Genomic DNA, 23,168 nt, shown 5'->3' with positions numbered 1-23,168 from the left:
GAATGAGCAAAAAAGATATGCCATCTATTGAAAGGAGTCTATGAAATGGAAAATCCGAAACGGAATCAAGGTATGTACGGAAATGTGCCACAGCCCATCCGAAATGACGGCGCCGGTGGGATTGATACCGGTCCCCGGAATATTATGCGGGATATTGAAAACCCCGACATGCTAGTTCCACCAGTAACGGATTCTGGCTTGCTCCCTAACATGAAATTTTCATTCTCAGATACTTCTATGACATTAAATCACGGGGGGTGGTCACGGGAAATCACCGTCAGGGAACTACCCATTGCGACAACGCTTGCAGGTGTAAATATGAGCTTGACACCCGGCGGTGTTCGGGAATTGCATTGGCATCAACAGGCGGAATGGGCCTACATGATATTAGGTCGGGCGCGAATTACGTCAATCGACCATATGGGGCGAAATTTCATTGCTGACGTAGGCCCGGGCGACCTTTGGTACTTTCCCCCTGGACTCCCACATTCCATTCAGGGGTTGGAACATTGTGAATTCCTGCTCGTCTTCGATGATGGTAACTTTTCTGACCTTAGCACCTTATCCATCTCCGATTGGTTTGCACATACTCCAAAAGATGTGTTGTCTGCTAATTTCGGAGTACCAGTGAGTGCCTTTAACAACATTCCTTCAGGACAGGTCTACATCTATCAAGACAAGGTTCCCGGACCGCTGGAAAGTGAGAAGGTACAATCCCCTTACGGAACCATTCCCCAAAGCTTTAAGCATCAGCTGCTAGCGCAAACACCAATTAAAACACCTGGTGGAAGTGTACGAATCGTAGACTCATCTAATTTTCCTATATCTAAAACAATTGCTGCGGCGCTTGTTGAAATTGAACCAGGCGCAATGAGAGAACTACATTGGCATCCGAATAACGATGAGTGGCAGTATTACCTTACCGGACAGGGCCGCATGACGGTATTTGCTGGCAATGGCATAGCCCGGACATTTGATTATAGAGCTGGTGATGTCGGCTATGTACCATTTGCTGCTGGGCATTATATTCAGAATACCGGTAACCAAACTTTATGGTTTTTGGAAATGTTCAAGAGCGACCGATTTGTTGATGTGTCGTTAAACCAATGGATGGCGCTTACCCCTCGCGATCTGGTTAGAGACAATTTGCATGTTGGGCCAGAATTATTGGATGCGCTGCGCAAGGAGGAATGGCCAGTCGTCAAGTATCCGGGGTTTTCCTACTAGTAGAAATAAAACCTCATCACAGGAATGGATGGGGTTTTTGCACTTTATCAGAATGGTCTGAATGGGAAAAAAGGCCTTGTATCCAAAAGCAAGATAGCTAATAAATCAAAGAGAACTAGTGGTATGATAAAAGGCAGAAACGAGATTTGCGCATTCTTTCCATTTTTCGTCGTTTTTAGATAGACCTTATTCCTGTCCACTTTCACAATGGTTCCTCTGTAATCGCCATGTGCCGTTTTTATCATGACTTCTCGATTGAGGTACTTTTTACAAATCAAATATGAATCAGCACGTTTCAAAATGAAGACCTCCTTTCTAGCTTTACTAATCTAGTATATGTCCGTCCAATAGAATAAGTGTGTGTTAAATACAACTATTAAAAAGTAGAGGTGCTCCGTGTATTCGTGAGGATCTCTTTTGTTTTGTTCTAGGTCAAAAATCATGAAATGGCCGTTCCACTCCTTTTAGCAAAGTAATAGCTTAGATTAAGCCAGAAAAAATAAGGAGGAGCTTTCTAGTGACCACATGTAAACAAACACCGTCTTTTCATTCCGCGTATGTGACGAATTTCGACGACGATACCGTTTCGGTGATTGATACCCGAACAAGAAAGATCAAGGCTACAATCAAGACTGGTAGAGGACCTTTTGAAATCGCTGTAACACCTGATGGGAAGTTTGCTTATGTTGTTAATAAATCCGATAACACCACTCAAGTAATCAAAAGAAAAACGAAAAAAGTTATCCGCACCATCCAGGTCGGGAACCGTCCATCGGATGTAGGGACATCGCAAAAGTTCGTCTATGTTACAAATGCGGCCGACGATACAGTTTCAGTTATAAGTATAAAGAAAAAAAAGGTCGTTGATACGATAAAGGTCGGCGAAAACCCGGTAGGCGTAACCATTACACCTAAGAAGTCAGGCAAAAGAACTTTAGGATTTGTAAGCAATAACGACAGCAATACGATTTCTATTTTTGATGTGAAACGCAATAAGGTTATTGATACGATCGCCGCCGGAGTCGGTCCGGATCAAATTGCTTTCACGACGAATCGCAAATTTGCTTATGTCACCACGGATACCAATGTTCTGGTCATCGGTACTCATAGCAGAAGGATCATTAAAAAGATACAAGTTGGTCGAACGCCGGTTGGCATAGCCATAACCCCTAACAATAAATTTGCCTACGTAGGTAATGAAGGAGATAACACAGTTTCAGTCATTAAACTTAAAAATAACAAGGTAATAGCTACCATTCCGGTGGGGAATAAACCCGGTATCGTAGCCATTACACAAAATGGCAAAAATGCGTATGTAGCTAACTTTGGAGAAAATACAGTTTCTGTTATAAGAATCAAGGATAATAAGGTCATAGACACAATAACAGTAGGAAATGCAGCCTCCGGGCTGGCCATTATCCCTATTTAACCGCCTATGGCTGATGTAAAAACTAACATTGAGGCTGCCGCGTGCAGCCTTAGTACATTAATGTCATGTATAATATATAGAAAACATTTATAAGTTTGATGAGAAGGTGTAGATATGAGTACATTAACTAAAGCCATTCTTATAGCCGCGAAAGCACATGAGGGTCAAACAGATAAGGGAGGAAATCCATACATATTACATCCGATAAGAATAGCCAGTAAAGCGAAAACAACAGAGGAGTCAATAGTAGCAGTATTACATGACGTTTTAGAGGATTCGGATGTGACATTGTTTGACTTGAAAAATGAAGGATTTAGCTTGAATATTATCGAGGCCCTAGACTGTCTTACAAGGAGAGCTGATGAAACGTACGAAGGTTTTATTAAGAGGATCAAATTAAATCCAATAGCAACTAATGTGAAGCTTTTGGATTTAGAAGATAACTGTGACATTAGTCGAATGACTAGTCTAACAGATAAAGACTATGTAAGAATTGATAAATATAAGAAAGCAATTGATGAACTGAAATTCTGATGACGAATCAACATGAGTTTACTTTTTCTGGGATCGCTATCCAGCTAGTTTTTGAATCAACAAGGAATCCGGGCCGATAGAGGGGGCATTTACTACGATCGTCTGCCGATGTTCTATGCAAAGACCTGCCGGAACTTTCTCCCCGTTAGGGAGGAAGTGAAAAGCGGTCCGAAATGTCGTGACAGTATCTCCATCCTCATGGAAGCAACAACAACCTATACAATAAAAAGTCAAGATACCTTCTCCCCTCTAAAATGGCGCTTCTACACCGTTCGATAAAGATGTCCGTTTTAGGTGCGTTGTTACAAAAAAAATGTCAGGATTCGTCGTCCGAAGAAGAAAATTGAGCATAATGAAGTAAGGAATACATGAAAACCCCACCTTTTTTCAAGGGGGGCTATTTTTAATTCTTGAATCTTTTATTAATCTAGACGCTTAAAGTTATTGAGATATCCGACTTAGCGCGTCACCGGCTTCATTAACAAAAATATGTACCGTTGCAAGATCACCTATAGCACAAATGCCAACAATTTCCCCATTTTGTACGACAGGAATACGACGAATTTGATGATCAGACATTAAACGAGCACATTCGTGGGCATCCATATCCGGTGAGCAAGTGATAACATTCGTAGTCATACAATCGTGACAATGAGTGGTATTGCAATCTTTACCAGCTGCCACACAACTTATTACAATATCACGATCTGTGATCATGCCTACGACTTTCTTGCCTTCACAAACTGGAATAGATCCACAATTGATATCACGCATGAGTTTTGCTGCAGCTACTACGGAATCATGGGGTGCACACACTTTCACATCTTTGGTCATAATATCTCTTACTGTTTTCATTGTTATTGTCATTCCTCCTTATTTTTTATCAATCTTTGGTATTTTAACTCAATTGCTTTATGGTTATTCCATTATTTTAGCTAAAATCTGTTTTTATCTTTAAAAGTTGATTTTTTCCTTTTTGTACATAAATGGCACACGTGGACAAGCATTGAAAAATCTATATAAAATTTTAAGGAAAAGTATTGCAAATTTTGGTTAAAGAAGATAAAATCAACTCATAAACGATAATCGATTATTTACTATTCATCTTGTGGGGGTTAATACATTGCAAAAATCAGTTCAAAATCCACTGCTCAAAAGGCAGGTTCTACGCGAGGATATTAAAAATTATTTAACGGATTTAATCATAAATGGACATTTCAAAACTGGCGAACGTCTTGTGGAGACGCAAATTGCCAAAGACTTAGGTGTCAGCCAAGCTCCTGTGCGTGAGGCAATTCGGGATCTTGAGCAGTTAGGCTTATTGGAAACCATCCCTTATCGTGGGACGTTCATCCGCAGCTTTACTCTAGAGGAATTAAAGAACGCCTATCTGGTACGTGCTGAGTTAGAATCATATGGGATTCGAGGGGCCATTAAACGGTTGACTGACAGTAATTTAGAAGTATTGGAAGACCTGTATCGTAAGATGATAGCCTCGGAAGAATCAGGAGATATCAGAGCGAGAAGTCTATTAGATAATGAATTTCATTCCTTTATTATCGAGTCTTCAGGTAACACTATCCTTGTGAAAGCGTGGAAAGCAGCGAGTGTAGCGGAATGGACGTATTTTGGTGGACGGGTTTTAAAATCTTTGAGCGGACGGGAGCTTGTTGAACGGCACCTCCCGATTCTGGAAGCGCTGCGCAAAAGAAATGAGGAAGAGGCTTCAGCGGTCATGCATGCCCATTTTACAGAGTTAATTGAGATTTTGGAAATCTAAATGAACAAGGGGTCAGGTCATACACTGAAGGTTTTTGAAAGGGGGGATGTTATATGTAGCCCGAAAATGAAAACAAATGGGACAAAAAAGCTTACTATGTTAAACACATATAAAAGGAGGATTTTCCAATGACATATGGGACTATGGCAGTAGATCACGAAATGAGAATTGATTACGATAAGCTTCGCAAAGACAGATTGCAAAAAACAAGGGATCAAATGGAAAAGGATGGTCTTGGAGCTTTGCTGGTCTATGATCCAGATAATATTCGTTATATCACAAGTACGAAACTAGGCGAATGGTCCAATAATAAGTTAGGCCGATATGCTTTATTACCAAAGGGGAAAGATCCGATTTTATTTGAAATCGGCAGTGCTGTTCCTTCGAGAAAAGCGCTATGCCCTTGGTTAAAAGATATTCGTCCTGCTAAAACGGATATGAGAGGCACGATGCCGCCTGAGCTTGGCACTATTGAATACAGCATAAATGAAATCGCTTCCATTCTAAAAGAGTATGGCTTGGAAAAAGAGCCTATTGGCGTAGATGTCTTGACTGTGCCAATCGTTCAGGCTCTTCAGAAAAATGGTTTGGTTTTAGTAGACGGTCAGCAAACGATGTTGAATGCCCAAACCATTAAAACGAAAGAAGAAATCCAGTGTCTGGAAATTTCCGCGGCAATGGTTGATGGTGCTTACTGGGATGTTTTCAATATGATTAAGCCGGGAATTCGTGAAAACGAAGTTTATGCTATGATGAGAAAGCGTTTATACGAGCTTGGAGCAGAGAATGTTCACAACGTTAACGTCATCAGTGGTGATCGTGCTAATCCGCATCCGCACGATTTCTCTGATCGAATCATTCGTCCGGGCGACATGGTCTTCTTGGATGTTGTGAATGATTTTAACGGCTACAAAACGTGCTACTATCGCACATTCGTATGCGGTCGTCCTACCGAAAGACAAAAACGCGTTTATAAGAAAGCATACGATTGGTTATACGATGCAATCAAAATGATTAAACCAGGCGTCCGCACGGATGAAATCGCCAAACTTTGGCCGGATTATAAACAACTGGGTTATGATAATGAATACGAAACATTGGCCTTATTTATCGGTCATGGCGTAGGTGTTTCTCACTGGGCAAAACCTATTATCAGCCATCAAAATTCAATTGATATGCCTGAAGTGCTTCAAGAAGGTATGCACATTGCTCTTGAAACCTATTACGGTGAAGAAGGCGATGCTGCTCGTATCGAAGAGCAGGTTGTTATTACCAAGGATGGCTGTAAAGTGATTACTACCTTCCCTGCAAATGAACTGCTATCTACTTGGAATTACTAGTTAAAGAGGGAGGGAATGATATGAAAAAAACGTATAGAATCGCAGTGATTCCAGGTGATGGAATAGGTCCGGAAGTTATCGCTGAGGGTGTAAAGGTCTTGAATAAAGCAGCCGAACTGGATGGGAGTTTTCAGTTTGATTTTACCTATTTTCCATGGGGATGCGAGTATTATCTGGGTCATGGGAAAATGATGGATGACGACGGTCTTGAGCAGCTGAAAGATTTTGACGCGATTTATTTAGGGGCGGTTGGTTATCCGGGGGTTCCAGACCACATTTCTCTTTGGGGGCTGCTGCTCAAAATAAGAAAAGGCTTTGATCAATATGTCAATTTACGACCTATTAAATTGCTTGACGGTGTGCGGTGCCCTCTGAATAATGTCCAATCGGAGCAGGTAGATATGTTAGTCATCCGTGAAAATAGCGAAGGGGAGTATGCGGGAGCCGGTGAATGGTTAATGAAAGATTCCCCGCAAGAGGTCGTCCTGCAGACCGGTGTCTTCTCGCGAAAAGGTACGGAAAGAATCATTCGTTATGCTTATGAACTAGCACGCAAGCATGGAAAAACGTTAACCAGCATTAGTAAAGGCAATGCCTTGAATTATTCCATGGTATTTTGGGATCAGGTGTTTGACGAAGTGGGCAAGGAATATCCCGATGTAAAAACTAGTTCCTACCTCGTTGATGCGGCTAGTATGTATTTCATAAAAGATCCGAAGAGATTTGAAGTTGTTGTAGCTTCTAATTTATTCGGCGATATTTTAACCGATTTGGGAGCGGCTATCGCAGGGGGATTGGGTCTGGCTGCAGGCGCTAACATTAATCCTGAGCGGAAATATCCTTCCATGTTCGAGCCAATCCATGGATCAGCTCCGCGCCATGCAGGGAAACAAACGGCCAATCCACTCGCATCGGTCTGGTCCGCAAGCCAAATGCTGGATTTCCTCGGTCATTCGGATTGGGGCAATAAATTAATTAAGACCATGGAAGAACTGATTGTTCGTGGTGAGGTTCTCACACAGGATATGGGAGGAACGGCTACTACGACAGAAGTTGGAGATGAAATCGTTTCCTTATTAGATCATTCTTTCGCCATAAAATAATCGATTATTGATTATCCCTTAACAAGGAGGTTCAACTCATGCTGCCAGGGACAACGAAACAAAAGCTTCTAGCTTACGAAAAAGAATTGCTGCTGGATATTTTATACAAGATGTATACCATACGTATTTTCGAAGAAAAGGTCGAACAATTGTTTATGCGGGGCAAAATCCACGGGACGATGCATTTATGCATTGGGCAGGAGGGAACCGCTGCAGGCGCATGCGCGATGTTGGAGCCTGCTGATAAAATTACCAGCACACATCGGGGACATGGACATTGTATTGCTAAAGGAACCGATATCAACCGGATGATGGCAGAAATATTAGGTAAGTCTACAGGGTATTGCAAAGGGAAAGGAGGTTCCATGCATATCGCTGACTTGGAGACTGGCAATTTAGGGGCGAATGGGATTGTTGCCGGCGGACACTCCTTAGCTGTAGGAGCAGCACTTACTTCTCAGATGAGGGAACTGGGCTATGTGGTTCTATGCTTCTTTGGAGATGGAGCAACTAACGAAGGGAATTTTCACGAGTCGTTGAATCTAGCGTCCATTTGGAAACTACCGGTTATCTTTTTCTGTGAAAATAATGGATATGCGATGTCCGGTCCAATCAAGGAAATGGTCAACATCGAGAATCTTGCCGATCGTGCTGTATCTTACGGTATCCCTGGCGTAGTTGTGGACGGTTCCAATGTAATAGAAATTATGGATGTCACGAATGAAGCTGTGAAGAGGGCTCGTAGTGGGCTTGGTCCTACTTTGATCGAAGCAAAGACGTACCGTTGGAAAGGGCATTCCAAAAGCGATGCACGGAAATATAGAGCCCGGGAAGAAGAACAGGAATGGATCAACCAGAGAGACCCTATTTTACTATTCAAGAAGCAGTTGATTGAGGAGGGCTTTTTAACTGAAGAACAGGATTTAGCCATGCGGGCAAGTGTGCTAGCTGAAGTAGATGCAGCTGTTGATTTCGCGGAAAGCAGCCCGTCACCCGATATCGATACGCTTAAAGAAGATGTATACGCTTAACCTAATCTTTATTGGAAAGCGAAGGGAATTTGGATGAGACAAGCGACATATCAAGAAGCAATTAGGGAAGCTATGAGCCAGGAAATGCGCTCGAATGAACTTGTTTTTATTTTGGGTGAGGACATCGGCGTTTATGGTGGAGCCTTCGGTGTAACCAATGGGATGATTGAAGAATTTGGAAGCGAACGTGTCCGTGTTACTCCGATTTCGGAATCTGCCATTACAGGCTGTGCCATTGGGGCCGCAATGACAGGTATGCGTCCAATTTTGGAAATTCAATTCTCCGATTTTATTACGATTGCTACAGATCAGATTGTCAACCAAGCTGCAAAGCTGCGCTATATGTTCGGTGGAAAAGGAAATGTACCGATCGTTGTTAGAACCCCGGGGGGTTCCGGAGCGGGACTAGCTGCTCAGCATTCACAGAGCCTGGAGGCATGGATGACCCATATCCCCGGTTTAAAGGTTATTCAACCGTCAACTCCGTATGATGCTAAAGGCTTGTTGAAAGCGGCTATGGACGATGATAATCCTGTCATTTTTTATGAACACAAACTGTTGTATGGGATGAAAGGTGATGTTCCAGAAGAGCCTTACACAATTCCATTAGGTAAAGCTGATATCAAGCGTGAAGGTACAGACGTTACGATTATCGCCACTTCCATAATGGTGCACAAAGCGTTGGAGGCGGCGAAGCTGCTGGAGCTGGAAGGAATCAGTGTTGAGGTTGTGGATCCTCGTACTTTAGTGCCTTTGGATGAAGAAACCATTATTGAATCTGTGAAAAAGACAGGGCGTGCTGTTGTCGTACACGAAGCGGTAAAAAGAGGCGGCTATGGTGCCGAGATTGTCAGCATGATTCAGGAAAGCGAAGCCTTCGATTATCTAGATGCGCCTATTCAGCGCGTTGCTGGACTTCCGATTCCTATACCTTACAATGTTGAGCTTGAAAAGCTTGCTGTGCCTCAAGTAGGGGATATTATCCATGCTGTAAAATCCACTTTATTGAGAGTGTAAGAAGGAAGGGAATAACGTGGCTACAGAAGTTTTGATGCCTAAATTAGGCGCAACTATGGAAAATGGCAAGATTTTGATGTGGCACAAAAAAGAAGGTGATTCGATAATTAACGGAGAAATACTCCTCGAAGTTATGACAGATAAAGTAAATATTGAAGTGGAAGCGGAAGTGTCCGGCATCCTACTGAAAACCCTATTTCAGCAGGATGAGGATGTTCCTGTCATGCAAGTCATTGCATACATTGGGAACGAAGGCGAGGGGATTCCGGGAACCGCAGCACAATCGATTATGGAAGCCAAGGAACAGGTCCCATCTGCTGCCGGAAAATTACGCAGGACGCCAGCGGCAAGAAAATTGGCTAGTGACCGAAACGTGGACCTAAGGCAAGTTACCGGTTCTGGACCACTAGGCCGGATTCATCGATCTGATGTGGAGAAATTTATCTCCCGCAAGGCGGATAAGATCGTAGTTACTCCATTGGCGCGAAAAATGGCAGAAGACCAGCAGCTGGTAGTAGATGAGATCAAAGGAACAGGCATCCACGGCAAGATTACGAGCCAAGATGTGCAGTCTCACCTGCAGCAGAAATCGCCGGAAACATCGAAGTCCATTGAAGCGAAACCTATCGGTGAATCGGCAGAGAGGGTCCGTGTTGAGGGCATTCGTAAGGTCGTTGGCCGAAGAATGGCGGAAAGCGCTTTCGTGGCGCCACACGTTACACTCGTTTCTGAGGCGGATATGTCGCAAGCGATGAAGCTTCGGGAACAACTGCTTCCTTCCATTGAAAAACGGACAGGATTCAGGCTTTCTTATACGGAGATGATCATGAAGGCAGTCGCCCATTCGCTGCGCAACCATCCTATGGTTAATGCCTCCTTGCAGGGTGACTATATCATGCTGAACCGAGATGTCCATATTGGACTCGCAGTTGCTGTTCCGAATGGTTTGCTGGTACCCGTCATACGCGATGTGGATAAAAAAGGGCTGGCTGCTTTGACGGAAGAGTCCAAAACATTAGGGAAACTTGCTCGTGATCAAAAGCTGGGTCTAGATCAGATGACGGGCGGAACGTTTACAATCAGTAATTTGGGCATGTATGCCGTAGACTCCTTCACGCCTATTATTAACCAGCCTGAATCGGCGATTTTAGGCGTGGGACGAATTCATGATAAAGCGGTAGGGGTTGACGGTTCTATAGAATTGCGTCCGATGATGACCCTTAGTCTGTCCTTTGACCATCGGGTTATCGATGGCGCACCGGCGGCAGCTTTTCTTACCGAAATTAAGGGGATTTTGGAAAACCCCTTAGAATTGCTACTTTAAGGGGATGAAGAGCATGAAGCAATTTGATATAGCTATCCTCGGAGGCGGACCTGGAGGTTATGTTGCGGCCATTCGTGCAGCAAAGGCAGGTGCATCTGTAGCCTTAATTGAAGCCGATGAACTTGGCGGCACTTGTTTAAACCGAGGCTGCATCCCCTCAAAGACGCTGCTTCGTCATTCTGAAATTATTGAACATATCAAAAAGGCGAAGGATTGGGGCATCGAGACAGGCAGCCTGACATTTTCTTTGAACAAAATGTTAGCGAGAAAAACACAAATCATCCAAAAGCTCCGCAATGGTATTTCCTATTTGTTGAAAGAAAATCATATTCAGCTTTTTCGAGGCATGGGTAGTGTAAATCCGAACTTATCCATTCTTATACAATCTGGAGAACATCAAGAGTGGATTCAAGCCGATAAAGTCATTTTAGCGACAGGGTCCAAAACGTTTCTTCCGAATATACCTGGAACAGATCAAATCTTTATTCACACAACAGACACCATATTTGACATTGCGGAGATCCCCAAGTCACTGGCTATTATTGGCGGTGGAGTGATCGGTGTGGAGTTGGCTTGTATCTTTGCTAATCTTCAAACGGAAGTTACCATTATTGAAATGGCCGATCGAATTATATCCAGCGAGGATCCAGATGCAGCGGCAGCTCTTCACAAATCATTGAAACAGAAAGGTGTTCGACTGCTGACAAGTCATCAAGTGGAATCCTTTGGGCCCAATCAAGGGAAAAAAGAAATCACCATTCGTACGCCGGAAGGAAAGATTGAAAAACATCTCTTTGATGAAGTGCTTATGGCGGCCGGAAGAAAACCCAACATGAGCGGGATCTCGGATTTGGGGTTAAAGCTGAATGGTCCATTCTTATCTGTAAATGAACGTATGGAGACGAATATTCCTAATGTTTACGCGGTGGGCGATGTCATTGGGGGCTTGCAGCTGGCACATGTTGCCAGTGCAGAAGGCTTGGTAGCTGCCTCCAATGCCATTTTGAATGCTGGGGAAGCTGTCAATTATCAGGTCGTTCCTCGCTGCATCTACACATTTCCCGAAATAGCAAGTGTCGGGCTCAGTGAGAGTGAAGCGGAGAGATTAGGCTACTCCGTACAAAAAACGATCTACCCGTTAAATCACTCGGGGAAAGCGATGGCTTCAGGTGAATCGGATGGTTTTATGAAGATAATTGCCGACAAAACTTACGGTCAGCTCCTAGGGGTCGTCATTGTAGGCGCTCACGCGACGGAAATGATTTCTGAAGCATCCGCCTTTATTTATTTGGAGGGCACAGTAGATGAACTGGCCAAGATGATTCATCCTCATCCTACCATCTCAGAGGGATTATTTGAGGGAGCCAATGCTCACTTAGGTGTGGGGATTCATATGTAAGGCTGCGTTTCGCATTTTCAACTACTACTGAATGGAGGAATTGAACTTGGACCAGCTTATCTATATCAATGGACAGTGGACAGGGGCCAGCTTGGATAAAATCCCAGTCCATAATCCGGCTACAAGCCAAATCATAGGGACGGTTCCGAAAGCTGGGAAAAAGGAGACGCGTGACGCTATTGATGCTGCTCATTCAGCCTTTACTTCCTGGTCCCGCTTGACAGCCTATGAACGCTCAGAATACTTAGAGAAATACTATCATCTAATTATTGACAATGTGAATGAAATTGCCAGTATTTTGACGTTGGAAATGGGGAAACCTTTGGCGGAAGCGAAGGGAGAAGTCCGGTATGCCGCTTCCTTCATTAAATGGTTCGCTGAAGAAGGCAAGCGCGTTTACGGCAGAACGATTCCCTCTCATGTTGATGGCAAAGAAATGCTTGTATTAAAAGCACCCGTAGGTGTAGTTGCTGCAATCACTCCATGGAATTTCCCAGCAGCTATGATTACGCGGAAAATGGGTCCTGCGCTTGCAGCTGGATGCACAATTGTTTTGAAACCGGCTAAGCAAACACCGCTTACTGCGATAATGCTGGTTAAGTTGGCGGAACAGGCAGGGATTCCGAAGGGGGTTGTCAATCTCGTAACCGGAAATGCTGCTGAAATTGGCGGGGAATTTTTAAGCAATCCCAAAGTTCGTAAAGTCACATTTACCGGCTCTACCGAGATCGGGAAGGAATTGATGATCCAAGCGGCACAGCATGTAAAAAATCTTTCTTTGGAACTCGGTGGCCACGCCCCGATTCTGATCCTCGACGATGCGGATGTTGATAAAGCGGTGAAGAGTGTAATCGCTTCCAAATTCCGTAACGGCGGTCAAACTTGTATTTGCGGAAACCGTGTCTATGTGCAGGAAGGCATTTATATTCAATTTCTTGAGAAACTGATCAATGAAACGCAGCAGCTTAAGGTTGGAAACGGCATGGACGAAGGGGTAGATATTGGCCCGCTTATCGATAAGAATGGCTTCCTGAAGGTCGATGAGCATGTACATAATGCAACAAGATTAGGTGCTAAATGTTGGGTTGGCGGGAGAAGGATAGAAGTACAAGAAGATGCGTACTACTATGCGCCTACCGTCTTGTCTGATGTGACACAGGAAATGCTGATCATGAATGAAGAAACTTTCGGTCCCGTACTTCCAATCCAAAAAGTTTCAACTGTCGAAGAGGCCATAGCATATGCAAATCTAACTCCGTACGGTTTAGCTGCCTATGTTTTTACCGAGAGCCATAGTCTGGGTATGAAAGTCATTCATCAGTTGGATTTTGGTATTATCGGTTGGAATGACGGACTTCCTTCGGCAGCTCAAGCACCTTTTGGCGGGATGAAGGAGAGTGGTTTAGGACGTGAAGGCGGGATCGAAGGCTTGGAAGCATTTTTAGAGACCAAGTATGTTTCAATTGGCTTGTAAATAGTGAGCGGGGGGATGGCAATTGAAAAAAAATGCTTTGAACCGCAATAAATACGCAGCTTTACTTCTTGTTCTAACAAGTACATTGATTTTTGCAGGATGTGGGAACCATCAAGCGACTCCTGTAATAAGTCAAGCTAAAGAATCACCCAAAGCGGCATCCAAAGAGATTACGATCGGTTTTGTGGTAAAAACGATGGATAATCCTTACTTCCAGCTCATGAATAAAGGGGCTCAAAAAGCGGCAGATGAACTGGGCGTGAAGCTTGTTTGGAAGGCGGGACAAAATTCTACGGATGTTGCGGCTCAGCTCAACATCGTACAGGACTTGAACCAGCAGCATGTGAGCGCAATTGTTATCGCACCGATCGGACCGGAAGCCATTGTACCCGCGATTGATAAAGCCAATGCAAATGGAATTCCGGTTGTGATCGTCGATACGCGAGCGAACGGAGGTAAGATCGTTTCTTTTATCGGCTATGAGAATCTGAGTACAGCTGCTGAAATGGGCAAATTTGTAGTAGATGCTCTTCATGGCAAAGGAGAAGTCGGTATTCTTGAAGGATCACGTGGGCAGTCAACCACAGAAGAAAGACTTCAGGGATATCACAAGGCTCTCGATAAAGAACCAGGCATTAAGGTGGTAGCATCCCAGACCGCCAACTATTCTCAGGATCAAGGATTTACCGTGACCCAAAATATGATTCAGGCGCACCCTGACATTGACTTTATTATTGGATCTAATGATGAAATGGCTTTAGGGGCTATACGAGCCATACAGAACGCCGGAAAGTCAGGGAAAATTCGGGTAGTCGGGTTTAATGCTACGCCACTCGCCCTGCAAGCCGTTAAAAAGGGCGAAATGCTGGCTACCATCAGCAATCATCCTGATAAAGAAGGCTATCTCAGTGTCAAAACAGCTCTTGAAGCATTGAAGGGAAACGTGGTGGAAGCGACTCAAATGGTGACCACGGAAATTGTAACAGCTAAAAATGTAGATGAATTTTTGAAATAATCACCGGGACTAAACATTTTCACACAGAGGTGGTTCGATGTCTTCAGTCCTTCTGCGTATGGCAGGCATTTCGAAGGAATTCCCCGGAGTAAAAGCGTTGGAGGATGTCAACTTTACTGTCCGCGCTGGTGAAGTGCATGTGTTGATGGGGGAAAATGGAGCCGGCAAATCCACGTTATTAAAAATCCTCTCGGGGGCATACCAGTGCACCAGCGGAAAAATATGGGTTAAAGGTGGGGAAGTCACTGGGTTAAATCCCATCAAAGCAGGAAAACTAGGTATTTTCACGATCTATCAGGAGCTAAATTTACTACCAAACTTAACTGTGACAGAGAACGTATTCTTGGGGAAAATGCCTCTGGCTAATCGGTTTTTGGGAACTGTTCGATTCAGGGAAATGGTTCTGAAAACCAAAAGAATTTTAGAAGACCTGGGGATTCATGTGAGTCCCGATGCTAAAGTACAGGATTTGCCTCTCGCAGACCGGCAAATGATTGAAATTGCGAAGGCATTATTAGCAGATCCGGACATCCTAGTGATGGATGAGCCAACATCTTCGTTATCCAAACAAGAAGTCGAAAGATTGTTTTCTGTCATACGGAATTTAAAGAGTAAGGGTAAAGGAATTATTTTTATTTCGCATCGGATCGAAGAGCTTTGGAAGATCGGGGATCGGATTACGATCCTCCGAGGAGGCCGGGTAGTTCTCGAAAACGCATTGCAAAATGTGGATGAAAATATGCTGATTAAAGCAATGGTTGGTAAAGAAATCAAAGAAAGATTCCCAGGCAACTCTAGTGAAAAGGGGCAAGAGGTGCTTTATGTCCGAAATCTTTCTCGCCAAGGAAAGCTTCATGATATCACTTTTTCCTTGAAGAAAGGAGAAATACTCGGCATCGCAGGCTTAGTTGGAGCGGGGAGAACGGAGCTTGTGAGGGCTATTTATGGAGCGGATCCGATTGATTCCGGAGAGATTTACTTGAACGGAAAAAAAACCAGGATTCGTCATCCTAGCGAGGCCATACACCATGGCATTGCGTTGATCCCGGAGGATAGAAAAGGGCAGGGGCTTCTACTTGGAATGGGCATCAAGGAAAATATTACGTTGCCTATCTTAAAATACATATCCTCAATTGGAGTTGTTGATAAAACAAAGGAAAAGCGATTGGCGGAAGAATTTAAGACAAGACTGCAAATTAAAACACCCGATGTGCACTTTAAGACGATAAATCTAAGTGGTGGGAATCAACAAAAAGTGGTTTTGGCTAAATGGTTATGTGCGAGAGCTAAAGTGTTCATTTTCGACGAACCCACGCGTGGCATAGATGTTGGCGCCAAAGCCGAAGTGTACGACTGCATAATAGAATTAGCGAAACAAGGGGCTTCTGTTATTATGATTTCTTCCGAATTGCCTGAGATTATGGGAATGAGCGATAGGATTCTTGTTATGCACCAGGGGAAAGTGACAGCAATTATTGAGAAGGATGAGGCAGATTCTGAAAAAGTTTTAAGCTTCATGATGGGGAGGTAAAAGAATTGAACATTTCTAAGCCCCATTTTCAAAAAGTAGCAAATCGGCGGTGGCTTAAGTCCAGCCTTTTACTGCAAATTTTGCGGAAGTACTCTGTATTTGTTGCTTTAGTGTTGTTTTGTACGGTTATCAGCTTGATGACACCTAACTTTTTAACGATTTCCAATTTATTAAACGTTGCCCAACAAATTTCGGAGAACTTTATTTTAGCACTGGCAGCGTTATTGGTAATCATTACTGGGGGGATCGATCTATCGGCGGGCTCTGTTGTAGGATTAGCAGGTATTGTCACTGCACTCTATCTCTTACATGGCGGAAATATTTTTATTGCCATTCTAGTAGGAATTGCGACTGGCGCTGTTTGCGGCGCGGTGAATGGCTTGTTGGTCGCTAAGACTAGATTGTCTCCATTTATCGCAACGTTAGGAATGATGGGTATTGCCAAAGGGTTAGCCTTGGTTATCACATCTGGAAATTCGATTGCGATTAGTAATACTTCCTATCAATTTATAGGGAGCGGAAATGTTTTAGGTATTCCAACGCCAGTTTCAATCATCATGGTATTGTTTATCATCGTTCATTTCATTCTTAAGAAAACTTGGATGGGCAGATATTTATACGCCATTGGGGGGGGTGAGGAAACTTCGCGATTGTCTGGAATTCGAGTGGATCGGGTTCAGTGGGTTGTTTATACAGCAGCCGGTGCTTTAGCAGGTCTAACAGCCATTTTACTGACATCCAAATTATTTACCGCTCTACCAACTGCAGCTGAAGGTTACGAGTTAAATGCTATTGCAGCTGCCGTGATCGGTGGGGCCAGTTTAATGGGGGGTGTCGGTGGGGTATGGGGTACCTTATATGGTGCCTTACTGATCGGCATCATAAGCAACGGCCTAAATTTAATGGATGTATCTTCCTTTTGGAAGCAAGTGGTCATTGGCGCAATTATTATTATTGCCGTTCTCATTGACCGTTTCCGAAATCGTGCTAAATAGGATGGAAATTCTTAAAAATGATCTAATTATATCTTAGGGAAAGGCAGGGTGAGCAGGATGACAGTTCGTAAAATCAATATCAGCGAGGTTACCCCAGACAAATCACTTAAGACCGAAGAGGGTTGGGTCCGGATGGAAGTTAAGTGGGTATGTACCGAAGATACGATGGGATCTCAATATACCACTTTCGGACACACCATATTCGGTCCTGGAGGAGGTGCTCATGAGCTCCATGCGCATCCGAATGCGGAAGAGATTCTGTATGTTATCCGCGGACATGGAATCGCGATCAGCGGTGACGAGCAATTTGAAATTGGTCCAGGAGATTTGCTGTTTGTTCCAAAAGGTGAAAGACATTATTTCAAAAATACACATCCGACAGAAGAAATGGAAACCGTATGGCTTTATGGCGGTGCTCCTTCTTTAAAGAAAGCTGGTTATGTGCAGGTTGATTAGTACAGTTATTTAATATTTCTAATCTAAATTTTTTGAAGGAGAGATGAAAATGAAAGTAGGATTCGTAGGTCTAGGTAACATGGGGTTTCCCATGGCTCAAAACATTCTTAAAGCAGGACACGAACTGGTGGTTTATAATCGCACAGCGTCCAAGGCTGATCCTTTGATCCTGCAAGGCGCTAAGTTTTGCGCGACGCCTGCTGAAGTGGCTCGTGAAGCAGGGATTGTTCTTAGTATGCTAGCGGACGATACCGCTGCAGAAGAAGTTGTTTTTGGCGCAAATGGGCTATTGGAGGGCTTGCCAGAAGGAGGGATTCATGTATCTACAAGCACGATCAGCATTGATCTAGCGAAGCGGATGGCCGAAGCTCATCAAGCTCACGGTCAACAGTGCGTTTCCGCTAACGTTTTGGGCCGTCCGGATGCAGCGGAAGCGGCTGAACTTCGCGTTATGGTAGCCGGTCCGGCAAAAGCGCGTGAGAAAGTTTGGCCGGTTTTGGAGGCGTTAGGAAAAAATATCTTCGTAGTCGGAGATGAGGTTCAAATGGCCAATGTCGTCAAGCTCGCGAATAACTTCCTCATTATCGCCATGCTTGAGGCACTATCAGAAGCTTTGGTGCTCGTACGTAAGCATGGCGTAGATCCTGGACAGTTCTTAGAGGTTGCCAATTCATTTTTCCGTTCCCCGATTTATCAAAATTACGGAAGAATCATCAATGAACGTCTCTTTGAACCGGCTGGTTTCAAAATGAAGCTAGGTCTGAAGGACGTAAAGCTTATGCTGCAAGCAGCGGAGGCTGTGTCTACGCCACTGCCAATTGCTGATTTAGTACGAAACCACTTTTTGGAGGGGATTTCACGCGGTTGGGGTGATCTGGAATGGGCAGCCCTAATTAAATCACTCGAATCGGACGCTGGATTAGACTAGGATCAACCTGAGGAGCAGCATGAGGGGGCATCGTTTTACTTTAGAGTGAACATAATGCCCTCTTTTTTATGAAATAGTAATGTAAGCGGATTCATTTTGGCGTGAAACACTTACAAAATAAGAAAAGAGGGATTAGCATGAGGGTCAATCTTAAAAACTTAACGGTACAAGTAATTATTGCTATCATTATCGGTGTTTTTATTGGACAGATTTTCCCTGCATTTGGTGTACAACTGAAAGTGCTTGCCGATGTGTTCATTAAATTAATTAAAATGGTTATCGTCCCCATTGTATTCCTCACTATTGTCATAGGCATAAACAACATGGGCAGCTTAAAAAAGGTCGGCCGCATCGGTGGAAAGGCGCTGCTTTATTTTGAACTTGTAACAACACTTGCCATGATTATTGGCGTCTCCGTCATGTACTTCGTTCAGCCTGGCAAAGGTATGGATACCAGCCAGTTAGGCAAGGCTGCTGCGGATGTAGCCAAGATTACGAAACAAGCAAATGATGCCTCGCAAGGTTGGATTGATTTCCTCGTGAATATTGTTCCTGACAATGTTATCGGCGCGTTTGCAAAAGGCGACATGCTTCCTGTATTATTTTTCGCACTTTTGTTCGCTTTTGCCCTTCTGCCATTGAAGGAAAGGTCAAAACCGTTAACTGATCTCCTCGAAAGGCTCAATGATGTCTTCTTTAAAATTGTTGGCATCATCATGCGCGTATCGCCTTTAGCAGCAGGCGGCGCAATGGCATTCACAATCGGCAAGTTCGGAATCGGTTCTCTCTTCTCCTTAGGAAAGATGATGGCTTGTGTCTATATCACTATGTTCTTATTTATCGTAATCGTTCTTGGGCTGATCGCGCGATACTTCGGGTTTAACATTTTTAACCTGCTTAAATTCATTAAAGGAGAAATATTGCTTGTCTTAGGAACATCTTCTTCTGAATCAGCATTGCCAAGTTTAATGGAACGACTTGAACAATATGGCTGCGCTAAATCCGTTGTTGGCCTCGTCGTTCCAACGGGATACTCCTTTAACCCTGATGGAAGCTCGCTCTATATGGTTATGGCTCCCTTGTTCATCGCTCAAGCTTTCGGTGTAGATCTCAACTGGGCTCAGTTGCTGACAATGCTTGGTGTAGCGATGGTTATCTCTAAGGGAGCGGCTGGTGTCTCTGGTACTGCTTTCGTTGCCACGGCATCTTTATTAACTGCCCTTCCGGGTCATATTATTCCAATCGAAGGCATGGCCCTGCTCCTCGGTGTCGATCGCTTTATGTCTGAAGCACGGGCGATCACCAACATGATCGGCAACGCCGTCGCAACGGTTGTGATTTCAAAGAGCGAGAATCAGTTCGATAACTCGAAAAGTAAAAATCTCCCTGTTGCGAATGAGGATAATGCTTTCTCGGTATAGCATATCTATTTGAATAATGGACACAGCCCTTACTCTATTGGAGTGGGGCTGTTTTTATCCATGTCTTTTTTTGGAAAAGTAAAACAGGGAGCATCCGAAGCAGCGAGTAGGAGAGGCATCTATCTCTGAAACCAATAAAATAACCTGCAGCAGCTGCCAGACTGAGAATGAAGTAGATTCGAAATTTTGCCAAAGTTGCAGACATAAAATAGCTGAATAATAGGGAGTATATAGACCTATGGTTTTCAGCATCTTCGCATAAACAACAGCTCCACCAATCGCCCAATGCTGCCCGTCTGTTTTAAGAAGACTTTTTAAATCGGACATACTTGAACATTATATAACCGTATGGTAATATAACCTCAATTAAATAAACAGGACGGTTATTATCATGCTAAATCAAAAGGGAACCACGAACCTATTCGAGATAATAGCCGAAACAAACCGCAGAAACATAATAGACCTTCTAAGAACTCGACCAAGATCTGTTGGGGAGCTTGTCGAACGTTCTCAATTGAGTCAACCAGGCGTATCTAAGCATCTTCGAATATTGCGTGAAGCTGGATTAGTGACAATTAGCAAGGATTCACAGAAGCACATTTACCATTTACGTGCGGAACCGCTAGTAGAAATTGATAATTGGCTAGAGCCTTATCGTCGATTCTGGTCGAACAAGCTCGATGCACTTGAACAGTTTTTAGATGAGGAGGAATAAAAAAATGTTAGCATCAATAGAAAAAGTTGAGGGTGGCTATGTCGCTAGATTTGATCGTCCATTAAAACATTCAGTAGAGAAAGTTTGGGCAGCTTTAACAGAAAATGATAAGCTCGGAAAATGGATGCCAAATCTCCAAGTTGAGGAACTTCGGATAGGTGGAACTATAAAATTTGATATGAAGGATGGCACAGGAACATTTTTTGATATCGAGATTACCGATTTCGAACCATACTCCGTCCTAGAATTCAAGTGGGGTAACGATCGGGTTCGCTTCGAATTATATCCAAAACCTGAAGGCTGTTTACTAATATTAAAAGAGTTTATTAGCACGTTAACCGATCATACATCAAAAGATTTATCAGGATGGCATGTATGCCTCGATGTTTTTTCTGCTTTATTGGATGGCCATTTTATGGACTTTCCAAAAGGTGAATGGGAAAAATGGCATGAGAAGTACGTTGTAGCAGTCAACCAGTTACAATAGAAGCTTAAAATTACACGAAAATAACAAACAGGCATGCTGCCGAGGAGCATGCCTGTTTGTTATTTTCATGTCTCGGTCATAATGCCGCCGTATATGTGCAGCCAAAAATCATTTAACTTCATGCAAAACGGGATAAGTGAGAGGAACCTAAAAGCTCTCATTCGAGCACATGATCCATTGATATAAAAAGCAAAAGCGGAACATTATGGATGTTCAAAAAGACATGTACAGAGGAAACTGCTTAGGGTGGGTTCCTCTTTTTTGTGTGATAACTATTTCCCCTCATTCATTGTCAATTGTTTAATGTCCTGAATAATATGATGTAGCTAATGCCTAAGCCTAATGGAAATAAGAAGAAAGGATGACGATAGATAACAATGAAAAGGTCATATAAGATCGTCGAGATCGCCGGTAAAATTGGAAAATCGCGAACAACTGTGGTTGAATGGTCAAATCATTTTCGCGAATTTCTTCCGACCATAGCTGTTGGTGGATACCTCAGGTACACCGAAGAAGCCATCGAAATTTTTCAGATCATTTCCAATATGAAAGATGCCAATAAACCACTTAAGTTAATAAAAGAACACTTACAGGAAATGCGCGAGAAGGCAATTATCGCACTAAATAAGGAAGAAAAGCCTTTACCTCCTACACCTACTATTGTTCCTGACTCGAATTTACCTCTTGCCGTAAACAAATCACCCTTACCTTCAGCTGTAAACAGCTCCAACTTGCAGTTAAGTAAAGAAACAATGGAATTACGCAACATGGTACAGCTCCTCAAGCAAAAAATAGAAGAGAATAGAGCTCCAAGGGAGGTAAAGGAGCATATAAACGACCTGAATCAAATGGTTGGTATATCGTCAACAGTAGGTGCTAGGCTGGTATCACCTAGTGTGGATCACTCCAACTCTCAGTTCGTTCAGTTAACTAATGAAGTCACGGAACTTTCTAAAATAATCCATACTCTTACGCAAAAGGTTTTCGAAATTTCGGAACAAGCAATTAAAGGTGAAAGGATTACAGCCATTGTTGAAACACTGAACAACCGTTATAACGGTGTTTTGGAAGAAGTAACGGAACTGCGTAACGTGATCCAGTTTCTCACCCGAAAGGAAGCTGAGGTTTCGGAGCAAGATCTCAAAAGTGAAATACTTACTGCCACAACGGAGTTACTGAACCAACGTTATGAAGGCATTTCGGAGGATGTAAAGGAACTATGCAATGTGATTCAACTCCACACGCAAAAAGTAACCAGAGAGTTGGAAAAAGAAATCCGAAGTGAAATGAATGCCACTGCAATATCACTGATCAAACGATATGACGCCATTTCTGAAGAAGTAGCGGAACTGCGTAACGTGATTCAGATACTCACCCAAAAGGAAGCTGAGGAGTTCGAACAAGACATCAGAAGTGAAGTTGCTGCCCCAATAGAATTACTGAACAGCCAAATAGAGGGTGTTTTTGTAGAAGTAACAAAGCTGCAGAATGTGATCCAAACTGTTCAGCAAAAGGTAATTGAAGTTTCAGAGCAAGATCTCAAAGGTGAAATACTTACTGCCACAACGGAGTTACTGAACCAACGTTATGAAGGCGTTTCTGAGGATATAAAGGAACTAGGTAATGTGATTCATCTTCACACGGAAAAGGTAACCGAAGTGTTGGAACAAGAAATCCGAAGTGAAATGAATGCCACAGCAGGATCACTAGTCAAACGATATGACGCCATTTCTGAAGAATTAACGGAACTGCGCAGCGTAATCCAGATTCTCATCAAAAAGGTAGCTGAGCTGTTCGAACAGGACATCAGAAATGAAGTTGCTGCGACAATAGAATTACTACACAAACAATTTGAGGGTGTTTCTGTAGAAGTAAAAGGGCTGCAGAATGTGATCCAAACGGTTCAGCAAAAAGTAAATGAATCTTCGGAGCAAGATCTCAAAGGTGAAATACTTATTGCCA

At 43.3% G+C, this 23,168-nt stretch carries 23 protein-coding genes; 20 read left to right on the top strand and 3 right to left on the bottom strand.

The window, feature by feature from the left end; translation table 11 throughout:
- Positions 1 to 45 precede the first annotated feature (45 nt).
- Positions 46 to 1,227, top strand: a complete 1,182-nt coding sequence (locus tag BLT91_RS20735) for an oxalate decarboxylase family bicupin (RefSeq protein WP_090824439.1) — start codon at positions 46 to 48, stop codon at positions 1,225 to 1,227.
- 47 nt (positions 1,228 to 1,274) lie between these two features.
- Here BLT91_RS20735 and BLT91_RS20730 read toward each other — a convergent pair whose 3' ends face one another.
- Positions 1,275 to 1,526: a hypothetical protein gene (locus tag BLT91_RS20730; protein WP_368086837.1), complete on the bottom strand. Its 252-nt coding sequence runs from the start codon at positions 1,524 to 1,526 to the stop codon at positions 1,275 to 1,277.
- Between the two features lie 218 nt (positions 1,527 to 1,744).
- Here BLT91_RS20730 and BLT91_RS20725 point away from each other — a divergent pair, with 218 nt between their 5' ends.
- Together BLT91_RS20725 and BLT91_RS20720 are read left to right on the top strand one after the other, a co-directional pair.
- Entirely contained in the window at positions 1,745 to 2,656 is a 912-nt protein-coding gene (locus BLT91_RS20725; RefSeq protein WP_090824437.1) for a YVTN family beta-propeller repeat protein, read from the top strand.
- 114 nt (positions 2,657 to 2,770) lie between these two features.
- Positions 2,771 to 3,190 (top strand): GTP pyrophosphokinase, encoded by a 420-nt coding sequence (locus tag BLT91_RS20720; RefSeq protein ID WP_090824435.1) that lies wholly within the window; start codon positions 2,771 to 2,773, stop codon positions 3,188 to 3,190.
- 441 nt (positions 3,191 to 3,631) lie between these two features.
- Here BLT91_RS20720 and BLT91_RS20715 read toward each other — a convergent pair whose 3' ends face one another.
- A complete protein-coding gene (locus BLT91_RS20715; RefSeq protein ID WP_090824433.1) occupies positions 3,632 to 4,045 on the bottom strand; it encodes a CBS domain-containing protein in 414 nt (137 codons plus the stop codon).
- Positions 4,046 to 4,313: 268 nt separating this feature from the next.
- Between BLT91_RS20715 and BLT91_RS20710 the strand changes: the two genes are divergently transcribed.
- The 14 genes from BLT91_RS20710 (at position 4,314) to dctA (ending at position 20,004) form a co-directional block, all read left to right on the top strand.
- Positions 4,314 to 4,970: a GntR family transcriptional regulator gene (locus BLT91_RS20710; protein ID WP_141225045.1), complete on the top strand. Its 657-nt coding sequence runs from the start codon at positions 4,314 to 4,316 to the stop codon at positions 4,968 to 4,970.
- 128 nt (positions 4,971 to 5,098) lie between these two features.
- On the top strand, positions 5,099 to 6,310 hold the full coding sequence (locus BLT91_RS20705) for a M24 family metallopeptidase (protein WP_090824430.1): 1,212 nt from the start codon (positions 5,099 to 5,101) through the stop codon (positions 6,308 to 6,310).
- Positions 6,311 to 6,330: 20 nt separating this feature from the next.
- Positions 6,331 to 7,413 (top strand): tartrate dehydrogenase, encoded by a 1,083-nt coding sequence (locus tag BLT91_RS20700; protein ID WP_090824428.1) that lies wholly within the window; start codon positions 6,331 to 6,333, stop codon positions 7,411 to 7,413.
- A 38-nt stretch (positions 7,414 to 7,451) separates the two neighbouring features.
- Complete coding sequence (locus BLT91_RS20695) at positions 7,452 to 8,444, top strand: thiamine pyrophosphate-dependent dehydrogenase E1 component subunit alpha (RefSeq protein WP_090824426.1); 993 nt, start codon at positions 7,452 to 7,454, stop codon at positions 8,442 to 8,444.
- A gap of 33 nt (positions 8,445 to 8,477) precedes the next feature.
- Entirely contained in the window at positions 8,478 to 9,461 is a 984-nt protein-coding gene (locus tag BLT91_RS20690; RefSeq protein ID WP_090824424.1) for an alpha-ketoacid dehydrogenase subunit beta, read from the top strand.
- Positions 9,462 to 9,477: 16 nt separating this feature from the next.
- On the top strand, positions 9,478 to 10,785 hold the full coding sequence (locus BLT91_RS20685) for a 2-oxo acid dehydrogenase subunit E2 (protein WP_090824422.1): 1,308 nt from the start codon (positions 9,478 to 9,480) through the stop codon (positions 10,783 to 10,785).
- A gap of 13 nt (positions 10,786 to 10,798) precedes the next feature.
- Complete coding sequence (gene lpdA, locus BLT91_RS20680; RefSeq protein WP_090824420.1) at positions 10,799 to 12,184, top strand: dihydrolipoyl dehydrogenase; 1,386 nt, start codon at positions 10,799 to 10,801, stop codon at positions 12,182 to 12,184.
- A 46-nt stretch (positions 12,185 to 12,230) separates the two neighbouring features.
- Positions 12,231 to 13,658: an NAD-dependent succinate-semialdehyde dehydrogenase gene (locus tag BLT91_RS20675; protein ID WP_090824418.1), complete on the top strand. Its 1,428-nt coding sequence runs from the start codon at positions 12,231 to 12,233 to the stop codon at positions 13,656 to 13,658.
- A gap of 22 nt (positions 13,659 to 13,680) precedes the next feature.
- Positions 13,681 to 14,673, top strand: coding sequence for a sugar ABC transporter substrate-binding protein (locus BLT91_RS20670; protein ID WP_090824416.1), 993 nt, complete (start codon positions 13,681 to 13,683; stop codon positions 14,671 to 14,673).
- A 37-nt stretch (positions 14,674 to 14,710) separates the two neighbouring features.
- Positions 14,711 to 16,204 (top strand): sugar ABC transporter ATP-binding protein, encoded by a 1,494-nt coding sequence (locus tag BLT91_RS20665; protein ID WP_175532436.1) that lies wholly within the window; start codon positions 14,711 to 14,713, stop codon positions 16,202 to 16,204.
- A gap of 5 nt (positions 16,205 to 16,209) precedes the next feature.
- Positions 16,210 to 17,199, top strand: coding sequence for an ABC transporter permease (locus BLT91_RS20660; RefSeq protein ID WP_254777046.1), 990 nt, complete (start codon positions 16,210 to 16,212; stop codon positions 17,197 to 17,199).
- Positions 17,200 to 17,256: 57 nt separating this feature from the next.
- Complete coding sequence (locus BLT91_RS20655; RefSeq protein ID WP_090824414.1) at positions 17,257 to 17,655, top strand: cupin domain-containing protein; 399 nt, start codon at positions 17,257 to 17,259, stop codon at positions 17,653 to 17,655.
- A gap of 49 nt (positions 17,656 to 17,704) precedes the next feature.
- Entirely contained in the window at positions 17,705 to 18,583 is an 879-nt protein-coding gene (locus BLT91_RS20650) for an NAD(P)-dependent oxidoreductase (protein WP_090824412.1), read from the top strand.
- 137 nt (positions 18,584 to 18,720) lie between these two features.
- Positions 18,721 to 20,004 carry a C4-dicarboxylate transporter DctA gene (gene dctA, locus BLT91_RS20645; RefSeq protein ID WP_090824410.1) on the top strand — a complete coding sequence of 428 codons (1,284 nt, stop codon included), beginning with the start codon at positions 18,721 to 18,723 and terminating at the stop codon, positions 20,002 to 20,004.
- Between the two features lie 54 nt (positions 20,005 to 20,058).
- Here the strand turns inward: dctA and BLT91_RS31795 are convergent, their stop codons facing one another.
- Positions 20,059 to 20,331, bottom strand: a complete 273-nt coding sequence (locus BLT91_RS31795; RefSeq protein WP_090824407.1) for a hypothetical protein — start codon at positions 20,329 to 20,331, stop codon at positions 20,059 to 20,061.
- A 64-nt stretch (positions 20,332 to 20,395) separates the two neighbouring features.
- Between BLT91_RS31795 and BLT91_RS20635 the strand changes: the two genes are divergently transcribed.
- From BLT91_RS20635 to BLT91_RS20625, 3 genes are all read left to right on the top strand, one after another.
- Positions 20,396 to 20,719: an ArsR/SmtB family transcription factor gene (locus BLT91_RS20635; protein ID WP_090824405.1), complete on the top strand. Its 324-nt coding sequence runs from the start codon at positions 20,396 to 20,398 to the stop codon at positions 20,717 to 20,719.
- 4 nt (positions 20,720 to 20,723) lie between these two features.
- Positions 20,724 to 21,206 carry an SRPBCC family protein gene (locus BLT91_RS20630; RefSeq protein WP_090824403.1) on the top strand — a complete coding sequence of 161 codons (483 nt, stop codon included), beginning with the start codon at positions 20,724 to 20,726 and terminating at the stop codon, positions 21,204 to 21,206.
- Between the two features lie 437 nt (positions 21,207 to 21,643).
- Positions 21,644 to 23,168 (top strand): hypothetical protein (locus BLT91_RS20625; RefSeq protein ID WP_254777044.1); only part of this gene is annotated, 1,525 nt, incomplete at its 3' end.

This window comes from Paenibacillus sp. yr247 (assembly GCF_900103825.1).
Taxonomy (GTDB): Bacteria; Bacillota; Bacilli; order Paenibacillales; family NBRC-103111; genus Paenibacillus_E.
Note: the sequence above shows the minus strand (reverse complement) of the source record. Positions and strands in the feature narration are given on the sequence as shown.

What these genes read in the sequence shown, in the direction of transcription:
- BLT91_RS31795 (WP_090824407.1), bottom strand. Translation starts at nt 20,331, where the DNA reads ATGTCCGATTTAAAAAGTCTTCTTAAAACAGACGGGCAGCATTGGGCG.
- BLT91_RS20695 (WP_090824426.1), top strand. Translation starts at nt 7,452, where the DNA reads ATGCTGCCAGGGACAACGAAACAAAAGCTTCTAGCTTACGAAAAAGAA.
- BLT91_RS20655 (WP_090824414.1), top strand. Translation starts at nt 17,257, where the DNA reads ATGACAGTTCGTAAAATCAATATCAGCGAGGTTACCCCAGACAAATCA.
- BLT91_RS20665 (WP_175532436.1), top strand. Translation starts at nt 14,711, where the DNA reads ATGTCTTCAGTCCTTCTGCGTATGGCAGGCATTTCGAAGGAATTCCCC.
- dctA (WP_090824410.1), top strand. Translation starts at nt 18,721, where the DNA reads ATGAGGGTCAATCTTAAAAACTTAACGGTACAAGTAATTATTGCTATC.
- BLT91_RS20705 (WP_090824430.1), top strand. Translation starts at nt 5,099, where the DNA reads ATGACATATGGGACTATGGCAGTAGATCACGAAATGAGAATTGATTAC.
- BLT91_RS20690 (WP_090824424.1), top strand. Translation starts at nt 8,478, where the DNA reads ATGAGACAAGCGACATATCAAGAAGCAATTAGGGAAGCTATGAGCCAG.
- BLT91_RS20735 (WP_090824439.1), top strand. Translation starts at nt 46, where the DNA reads ATGGAAAATCCGAAACGGAATCAAGGTATGTACGGAAATGTGCCACAG.
- lpdA (WP_090824420.1), top strand. Translation starts at nt 10,799, where the DNA reads ATGAAGCAATTTGATATAGCTATCCTCGGAGGCGGACCTGGAGGTTAT.
- BLT91_RS20630 (WP_090824403.1), top strand. Translation starts at nt 20,724, where the DNA reads ATGTTAGCATCAATAGAAAAAGTTGAGGGTGGCTATGTCGCTAGATTT.
- BLT91_RS20715 (WP_090824433.1), bottom strand. Translation starts at nt 4,045, where the DNA reads ATGAAAACAGTAAGAGATATTATGACCAAAGATGTGAAAGTGTGTGCA.
- BLT91_RS20650 (WP_090824412.1), top strand. Translation starts at nt 17,705, where the DNA reads ATGAAAGTAGGATTCGTAGGTCTAGGTAACATGGGGTTTCCCATGGCT.
- BLT91_RS20635 (WP_090824405.1), top strand. Translation starts at nt 20,396, where the DNA reads ATGCTAAATCAAAAGGGAACCACGAACCTATTCGAGATAATAGCCGAA.
- BLT91_RS20720 (WP_090824435.1), top strand. Translation starts at nt 2,771, where the DNA reads ATGAGTACATTAACTAAAGCCATTCTTATAGCCGCGAAAGCACATGAG.
- BLT91_RS20700 (WP_090824428.1), top strand. Translation starts at nt 6,331, where the DNA reads ATGAAAAAAACGTATAGAATCGCAGTGATTCCAGGTGATGGAATAGGT.